Source organism: Microcystis sp. M53602_WE12 (assembly GCF_030065455.1).
GTDB lineage: Bacteria > Cyanobacteriota > Cyanobacteriia > Cyanobacteriales > Microcystaceae > Microcystis > Microcystis aeruginosa.
Window position 1 is genome coordinate 1 of record NZ_JASJFB010000298.1, and the last position, 8,418, is coordinate 8,418.

Here is an 8,418-nt window from a genome sequence, read left to right on the forward strand (position 1 = left end):
ATTAGTCCGTGAAAACCAAACGATTGTGGTTGAGAACTTAGCCGTTAAGAATATGGTCAAAAACCCGAAATTATCTCAGGCAATATCTGACGTTAGTTGGGGAGAAATTACCCGACAATTAGCCTATAAATGCCGTTGGTATGGAAGAAATTACATCGAAATAGATAGATGGTTTCCTAGCTCTAAAAGATGTAGTAATTGCGGGTATATTGCTGAAAAAATGCCGTTAAATATTCGAGAGTGGGATTGTCCAGACTGTGGGACGCACCATGACCGAGATATTAACGCCAGTAAAAATATTTTGGCCGCAGGGCTTGCGGTGTCAGTCTGTAGAGCGACCATAAGACCAGAACAGAGTAAATCTGTTAAGGCAGGTGCGGAACCCCGCAAGGGAAAGAAGCAGAAACCCAAATCGTGAGGTTTGGGAATCGCCGTCCGTTTTACGGCGGCGAGGATGTCAAGATTATTTTCCTTTCCCTAGAGGTCTCACTTGTTATCATTGTAGAGCCTGTTGATCTTTTGGACTTAACTTCACGACACTTCCCATCTCCCCATCACCCATCTCCCCAATTCATAATTCATAATTCCCCTACTCCCTTCTCTCTTTTCCCTTCTCCCCAACTCCCACTCTGCAATAACTACTGGCAGCCAGAAATACGTTCGTTTCGTATCACACTTTGTGCTTTTTGTCAAAAAAACTTTTTTTTTGCAATAAAACTACACAAAAAAAAGATCATCGTTGTCGGTGAAATTGACTAATTTACCCGTTTTAATTAGGATTACCTTGTAGGTGTGGCAAGGGTTTCAACCATTGCTGCCCAAAAAAGCACAAAATAGCCCAATATGAAATTATATCAAATCGCTCTAACCATGACAACATCGTCGTTAAATAAAAATTTTTCTCAATTAATTCTTAAGAATTTGTAAATATTGCGGAATGTTAATTTAAATATTCTCAAGCTTTTGGAGTCAATAGATAATTTTTGCTTATCTTTGTCGGAAAATAGAACTCCTGGAAAAATCCAACATCTACCATTGGGTTAGAATTCTCCGAGTCAGGAGATTATTTTTATTTATTCTTCCCACTTCATAATTCATAATTCATAATTCCCCTTCTCCCCCACTGTTGACTTAAAACCCCCCACTGATCACTGAAAAAGGCCTAACTTTGGGCAAAAATCTGGTTTGTGTCCCCTCTTAGCGATAAAATTTCTACATCTGGACCGTCGAAAAGTATAAGTTTTGTAAAGTAAAATTAAGAAGGGAGACAAATTTAAGATAGCCAACTTATGGAAGTAACTTTTACCGCTGCCGAATCCCTAGAAATTGTTGTTGCTGAACAAACCATCCCGATTCAGCATTATCTGCGTCAACCGCAAAGATTAGTACAGGCTATCGTTGAGACTAACTTAACGGAACACTTGTCCGAGAATCGGTTTCGCCTAAAAATGCGTCCCCTAAACTTCTTGAATATGTACTATTTTCAGCCCACGGTTATTCTTAATGTCTGGGCCACCTCTGAGGGGACGATATTTTTGCAATCAGAAGACTGTCAGATCAAAGGTATTGATTATATCAACGATCGCTTTAGCCTCAATGTTAAAGGCAAACTCGCTCCTGTGGAAAAAAATAATCAAACCTATCTAGCGGGAAAAGCCAATCTTGAGGTGAAAGTCGCCTTACCACCACCATTATGGTTAACCCCGCGTCCGCTGTTAGAAATCGCCGGTAATAGTCTCTTAAAAGGGGTTTTATTGCGGATTAAACAGCGTTTAATGAGTCAATTGTTGCAAGATTACCAACAATGGGCTAAACAGGACATTATTGCCCAAAATTACCCCGAAACGATTCTCGATCTCTCCCTTAGTTAAATAAAAATATGAGTTGGACAAAAGTATTATCTGTAGATTCCCTTGCCCCCGGCGCCCGTCAAGTGGTAAAAGTGGGGGAAAATTCCATTCTGTTGATTAACAATAACGGTCAATTCCACGCCGTCGGTAATCGTTGTCCTCATTTAAAATTATCGATGACGAAGGGCAAAATTACCGAAGACGGCGCGATCGTTTGTCCCTGGCATCGTAGTTCTTTTGATCTCTGTAGTGGTGCTGTCAAAGACTGGATTACCTGGCCCCCTGTGGTTAACAAAGCGATGGCGGCAGTTTCTCAACCCCAAGCTTTACCCGTTTATCCCCTTCGCATCGAAGACGGCAGCATCTGGATAGACGCTTGACATCTTCACCGAGGGGGGTTTTTGGGCAACCTAAAGAGCAGTTCACTCGACAATGGGGTAATCTTGGAGAATGCCAAACCCTACCTCGATCGCTTCCGTAAAAACCCAGTTATAGACTGTTCCCCTCCCCCGCTCCTAGGGTTGATTCCAGGTAGGGTTGATTCCAGGTAGGGTTGATTCCAGGTAGGGTTGATTCCAGGTAGGGTTGATTCCAGGTAGGGTTGATTCATGAATCAACCCTACCCCGCTCCAGTGATCCCCACTCTCCTGTATATTTTTTAAACAGGATTGCGCGAGGTCATTCTTTTATTCTGACTTCCCCTCCTGACGACCGGCGACCGACTCCTAACCCCACCAAGAAACTTTTTCAGCAAACCCTAATTAGTTCCGTTTAAAAGTTGAGAACGAAGCAAATCGATCGCATCTAAATAACTTGGCATCGGTTCATCACCTAACAGACAAGCACTGCGATCCACGCTAATCATATCATCACCCCAAAACACCTGACCGACAGGAATAGATTTTCCTCGATCCGGTCGCCAATTACTACTAAAATATTTGAGATTAGCGTCCACCACTGCCCCATCAAAAAGATGACCGATACAAAAATAAACATCCTGTAAAATTAGCGGTACGGAGGGGCGATGTAATTGCCCCCGCGAGTTGGGACTACGGGCTTTATAATGACTACGGGGAAAGAGTCCATAGAGATTTTTTAAAGAAGCAGAAATCAGGGGTTTATCCTTTAAATGGGTGCGTTTTAAGGTTCCAATCGTGATCCGACAATCCACTTCTTCGATAATTGTAGGGGCAAACATCGAGGGAAAACGGACAGGAAAAGGGGAAAGATTCGGATATTCTTGCTGGGGTAAACTATCAGCATCAAGAATAGTTATTCCAGGATCGAGAATAGATTTTACTCCCAAAATATCGATAATTTCTCTCAAAGAAATAGCCGAACATACTCCCTCTACCAAGATAATTTCTGCCCCTGGATTTACCCCTCTCAATCCTCGCAAAACTTGACTTAATACCGGCAGACTAACCGTTACTGGTGGTGGCACAGGATAACCTAAATTAGGTTTAATTAAAATACGTTTAGCTGTGATAGCTGCCGGGGGAGGTTGATAAACAAAATCCGCCATAGCTGAATTTTTTACCCCGGCAGTAATTGAGGATTGGGTAATCATAGAAAAGAAAATAAATCAATGGGAAATTGACAGATTAGCCAGATCATTTAGGGAGTTCACCTGCTGTAAAGCTTGCCAGATTACCCCGGAATCGGCCCCAGGAAAATGGCTATTTTCACTAATATAACGCTTCCAGGCCTTAGTTCCGGGCTGACCGGCAAAAAGCTGTAAAAGATGTTTGCTGATCTGGTGTAATTTATAACCTTTACTCACCCACTCATCGATGTAGGGAAGCATTTTTTTGATTACTTCTTCCTGGGTAGGAGGAGTAACCGATTCCCCATAAAAATCTCGATCGACTGTGGCAAATAAATAGGGATTATCGTAGGCTGCCCGACCGATCATAACTGCATCTACTAATTGTAAATGTTGTCTAGCCTGTTCTAAATTAATGATACCGCCATTAATTTCAATAAACAAATGGGGAAACTGATTTTTTAGGCGATAAACATCATCGTAACGTAGGGGGGGAACGGTGCGATTTTCCTTGGGACTTAATCCCTGTAACCAAGCTTTCCGCGCATGGATGGTAAAACGTTGACAACCCGCATCCGCAACAATACGGACAAAATTGGCCATATTTTCGTAACTATCCTGATCATCAATGCCAATTCTCTGTTTTACAGTCACGGGAATCGATACAGCTTGATTCATTGCCGATATTCCCCTAGCGACTAATTCCGGGTTAGCCATCAAACAAGCGCCGAAATTGCCCTCTTTTACCCGAGAACTAGGACAACCCACATTGAGATTTACCTCGTCATAACCCATATCTTCGGCTATTTTAGCGCATTCTGCCAAAAGATAGGGATTATCACCCCCTAACTGTAAAGCTAGAGGTTTTTCTGCTAGGGAGAACCCCAGCAACTTATAGCGATCGCCGTGTTTGATCGCCATCGTCGTGATCATTTCCGTGTAGAGAAGGGGACGACGGCTAATTTGTCGCAAAAAATAGCGAAAATGGCGATCGGTATAATCCATCATCGGCGCCACACTTAAAATACTGCCCATTTTCCCCTTGATTTTTTCGCTGATCGGGACATTCTCTGGTGAACCCCAGAGAATAACCAGTCTTCCTCTCAACATATTTTAAAGCTTTTTGGTAAGTAGGTAGGCGTTAAAAATTATCAGACACCACCCTTATCAAGGGGGGACTAAGGGTAGGGTTGATTCATGAATCAACCCTACTATGAATCAACCCTAGGACTAAGGGGGGATCGAACCTAAAATCTATTTTTAATTTAATTATAACCAGCTACTTAAGTTGACTATCTAAATTACTGGTTAACACTGCACCGGAGAAAGGAGAAGGGGACTTTTTTGACTTATCTCCGCAGGATATTTGATCCTTTAATCGTGTCGCGGATGACGATTTTTTGTTCTTTGGAATAACCAGCAAAAGAACGCGTAGCAAGTAACTCGATTTCTACCCCAGTACCCGATCGCAAAGATTCCACAGGTAAGGGTAATTGACCGATATCCAGAATAAATTGATTGCCGTCCTGTCGGACTAAATTAGCGGGCATATCTCCTTCATAGCGAGTGACAAAATCAGTTCTGGGACTGGTTTGCAGGTCGTCTGCTTGCCAACGAGTGACGCGATAACGCACTTTAAATTTAGTGCCGATTAAATTCGATTGGGAAGCTTTATCTTCGAGAAAAAGCCTTAAATCAGTACCATTTCCTGTAATACCTTTTGCTTCTAATTGGGTGACATCTCGTTCAAAAACAGCATTATAAACGACAAATTCCGTAACATTATTGCGTTTTTGAGTGGTTCCCTCGATCCAGAGTTCACTGGGGACAGTTACCTTCATTTCCTTTTGATCATCGAGGGTTAAAGTAAAACGCTGATTAGCAAACCGGTTAAACTCTTGGGGCGCATTCCAAATTAAAATAAAAGAACGTTCCGATCGATCTAATAAAATCCGATATTGATCATCGATCAGGGAACCGGGGGAAAATAAAGACACTGCCCCAGTGCGAGTTTCCCAACTATTTTTAGAGAGAATATAACCCCGTTCTTTTAACTCCGACAGGGGAACAGTTGCGCTCGGTTGATCGGCAGTTAAAGGGCGATCGATTTGAATTAAAGTTAACTGTCCTAAACGACCCTCGCGACCGTTACGACCACTATTACCCGTCGCCCCATCGAGACCATCCTGACAGCTAAATTCTCTGGTGGTACAGCTATAATTGGCATCACCCGGCCTACCGCTGCAGGTTTGAATTGTCCAGAAGGGTTGGGAACAGCGACAACCCTTGCCCCCCTGGCCTCCCTGACCCCCAAAACCCCCAGCGCCTCCGGCCGCATTGACCGTTACTTGTCTTAAAAAATCTAAATTAGTGGCATAGAGGGTTAAAGCGCCGCCATTGCCCCCATCACCCCCATCACCCCCATTGCCACCGTTACCACCACCGGCCGCCTGGAGATTTCTGGTTACGTTGCCTGGTTGACCGCTACAGTTGCCATCGCTGCCATTGCTGCCATTTTCACCATCGACCCCTTTTTGTCCTGAAATATCGAGTTTTAGGGGAGAACCATCGAGAAAAAGGGTTAAACTGTCACTATTTTTGCCTTGGCTGCCGACCTTGCCAGCTTTCCCACTTTGGCCCTGTTTACCGAAAGTCTGTACATCGGAACCTTGGGCTAACCAAGAACAGCGATCGCCTGTCACCGTGGCGGGCATTAGGTACGGTAAAGGGAGAAAAAAGGTGAATATTAATGATTTAGCCCAAAAATTCATGATTTTAGCGAATTTATCCGCAAAGACTCCGATCAATTCCCTCTTGATGACTTTTAGATCTAGATTTTTGTTTCCCCTCTATCAATAAGGTGCGCTATCATCCTACACTTACTTTGAGAAGGAAACAGCCAATCGCGAGGGTTACGCGCGTGAAAAAAGTATTAGCTATTATCTTAGGTGGCGGGGCTGGAACTCGCCTTTATCCGTTAACGAAACTGCGGGCAAAACCTGCCGTCCCCCTAGCGGGAAAATATCGCTTAATCGATATTCCCGTCAGCAATTGTATTAACTCCCAGATTGACAAAATCTATGTGTTGACGCAATTTAATTCCGCTTCCCTCAATCGTCACCTCAATCGTACCTATAATTTTACGGGTTTTAGTGATGGTTTCGTGGAAGTTTTGGCCGCTCAACAAACCATGGAAAATCCTCAATGGTTCCAAGGCACGGCCGACGCGGTACGACAATACATCTGGACGATGAAGGATTGGGATATCGATGAATATCTAATTCTCTCGGGAGATCATCTCTATCGCATGGACTACAGCAAGTTCATCGAACGCCATCGGGAAACCAACGCCGATATCACTTTATCGGTGGTTCCCATCGATGAACGTCGGGCCTCCGCTTTTGGGGTGATGAAAATTAATGATTCGGGGCGAATTGTCGATTTTTATGAGAAACCCAAAGGGGCAGAATTGGAAAGAATGCGGGTAGATACGACGATTTTAGGCTTAAGTCCCGACCAAGCCCGTCAAAGTCCCTACATCGCTTCCATGGGAATTTATGTCTTTAAAAAGAATGTTTTAATCGATCTGCTCGATGCCAATAAAGAACAGACCGATTTCGGTAAGGAAATTATTCCCTCGGCCGCTAAAGACTACAATCTTCAGGCTTATTTATTTAAGGGTTACTGGGAAGATATCGGGACGATTGAAGCCTTTTATGAGTCTAATCTCGCCCTGACTCAACAACCAAATCCCGCCTTTAGTTTCTACGATGAAAAAGCCCCCATCTATACCCGTTCTCGCTATCTGCCACCCACAAAAATGCTCAATTGTACGGTGACAGAATCGATGATTTCTGAAGGTTGTATTCTCAAAGAATGTCGCATCCATCACTCGATTTTAGGTATTCGTAGTCGAGTCGGCAAAGACTGCACGATCGAGGATACAATGCTGATGGGAGCCGACTTTTATGAGTCTTTCCCCGAACGGGAAAGTCTCGTCCGAGATGGCAAAGTTCCCATGGGTATCGGCCCCGGTTCCACTATTCGTCGGGCAATTGTGGACAAAAATGCTCGCATTGGTTCCAATGTTTTAATTGTTAACAAAGATCGTGTGGAAGAAGCTAATCGCGAAGATTTAGGTTTCTATGTTCGCAGCGGCATCGTGGTTATTTTCAAAAATGCCACTATTCCCGACGGGACGGTGATTTAATCTATCAGTTATCAGTTATCAGTTATCAGTTTTTCCATTTTTCTAGTTATTATCGCTTGGATATAGCCGCAGGCTGATGGCTTCAGCTAATTACCTAGACAATTCCCTTGAAACCATAAGTAGCTGGTTATAATTAAATTAAAAATGGATTTTAGGTTCGATCCCCCCTGCCCCCCTTAATAAGGGGGGTGCCGATCCCCCCTTAGTCCCCCCTTAATCCCCCCTTAATAAGGGGGCATCTGAAAGTTTTTAATACCTACCTACTTATCCTTTTCTAGAAGTGATGGCAACATCTACCGAGCAGCTCTTCTGAAAATCAGAAAAATTTCTATATTTTTGGCTCTGATTCTAGGTTTTCAATTAACCTTAAATTAAAAGCCTAGGGCTTAGATAGAAGCCATTCAAAGGATATTTATGAAAGCCAAAATCGCGATCGCTTGTCAGGGAGGTGGTAGTCAAACTGCTTTTACTGCCGGTGCCTTGAAAGCATTATTTGACAATAAAGTGCAAGATTACTTTAATATTGTCAGTCTCAGTGGTACTTCTGGCGGTGCTATCTGTGCATTTTTCACCTGGTATGCTCTCAAAAAAGGTGATAGCGTCGTTTGGAAAAGAATGATTGATTTTTGGGAAGATAATAGCGCTCGAACTCCCCAAGAACAACTATTTAATGACTCAGCCATTAAAACCCTAGAATTAGCCAGCAAAGGATTAATTCCCCAGTATAATCTCAGTCCTTCCTCTCCGATTACTAAAACCTTATTTTCTATAGCTACCTACGGTTTACGCAGTCGCTTTACCAACTTTGATCA

At 43.2% G+C, this 8,418-nt stretch carries 8 protein-coding genes; 5 read left to right on the forward strand and 3 right to left on the reverse strand.

Annotation, left to right across the window (positions count from 1 at the left end; genetic code table 11):
• The 3 genes from PX482_RS10645 to PX482_RS10655 form a co-directional block, all read left to right on the forward strand.
• Positions 1 to 418: RNA-guided endonuclease TnpB family protein (locus PX482_RS10645; RefSeq protein WP_288122423.1), on the forward strand; the 418-nt coding region annotated here is incomplete at its 5' end.
• An 871-nt stretch (positions 419 to 1,289) separates the two neighbouring features.
• Positions 1,290 to 1,871 (forward strand): DUF1997 domain-containing protein, encoded by a 582-nt coding sequence (locus PX482_RS10650; protein ID WP_012265857.1) that lies wholly within the window; start codon positions 1,290 to 1,292, stop codon positions 1,869 to 1,871.
• An 8-nt stretch (positions 1,872 to 1,879) separates the two neighbouring features.
• On the forward strand, positions 1,880 to 2,230 hold the full coding sequence (locus PX482_RS10655) for a Rieske (2Fe-2S) protein (RefSeq protein WP_002731942.1): 351 nt from the start codon (positions 1,880 to 1,882) through the stop codon (positions 2,228 to 2,230).
• A gap of 377 nt (positions 2,231 to 2,607) precedes the next feature.
• Here the strand turns inward: PX482_RS10655 and PX482_RS10660 are convergent, their stop codons facing one another.
• The 3 genes from PX482_RS10660 to PX482_RS10670 all read right to left on the reverse strand — a co-directional run bounded on the left by PX482_RS10660 (position 2,608) and on the right by PX482_RS10670 (position 6,110).
• A complete protein-coding gene (locus PX482_RS10660) occupies positions 2,608 to 3,420 on the reverse strand; it encodes a DUF362 domain-containing protein (RefSeq protein WP_041804084.1) in 813 nt (270 codons plus the stop codon).
• 15 nt (positions 3,421 to 3,435) lie between these two features.
• A complete protein-coding gene (gene dusA / locus PX482_RS10665; RefSeq protein WP_043999335.1) occupies positions 3,436 to 4,431 on the reverse strand; it encodes a tRNA dihydrouridine(20/20a) synthase DusA in 996 nt (331 codons plus the stop codon).
• 314 nt (positions 4,432 to 4,745) lie between these two features.
• Positions 4,746 to 6,110 carry a collagen-like protein gene (locus tag PX482_RS10670; RefSeq protein ID WP_288122426.1) on the reverse strand — a complete coding sequence of 455 codons (1,365 nt, stop codon included), beginning with the start codon at positions 6,108 to 6,110 and terminating at the stop codon, positions 4,746 to 4,748.
• Positions 6,111 to 6,316: 206 nt separating this feature from the next.
• Here PX482_RS10670 and PX482_RS10675 point away from each other — a divergent pair, with 206 nt between their 5' ends.
• Positions 6,317 to 7,606 (forward strand): glucose-1-phosphate adenylyltransferase, encoded by a 1,290-nt coding sequence (locus PX482_RS10675; RefSeq protein WP_288095371.1) that lies wholly within the window; start codon positions 6,317 to 6,319, stop codon positions 7,604 to 7,606.
• Positions 7,607 to 8,020: 414 nt separating this feature from the next.
• Positions 8,021 to 8,418 (forward strand): patatin-like phospholipase family protein (locus PX482_RS10680; protein ID WP_288122425.1); only part of this gene is annotated, 398 nt, incomplete at its 3' end.

Coding starts and splice junctions, on each gene's coding strand:
- PX482_RS10650 (WP_012265857.1), top strand. CDS start 1,290: ATGGAAGTAACTTTTACCGCTGCCGAATCCCTAGAAATTGTTGTTGCT.
- PX482_RS10655 (WP_002731942.1), top strand. CDS start 1,880: ATGAGTTGGACAAAAGTATTATCTGTAGATTCCCTTGCCCCCGGCGCC.
- PX482_RS10660 (WP_041804084.1), bottom strand. CDS start 3,420: ATGATTACCCAATCCTCAATTACTGCCGGGGTAAAAAATTCAGCTATG.
- dusA (WP_043999335.1), bottom strand. CDS start 4,431: ATGGGCAGTATTTTAAGTGTGGCGCCGATGATGGATTATACCGATCGC.
- PX482_RS10670 (WP_288122426.1), bottom strand. CDS start 6,110: ATGCCCGCCACGGTGACAGGCGATCGCTGTTCTTGGTTAGCCCAAGGT.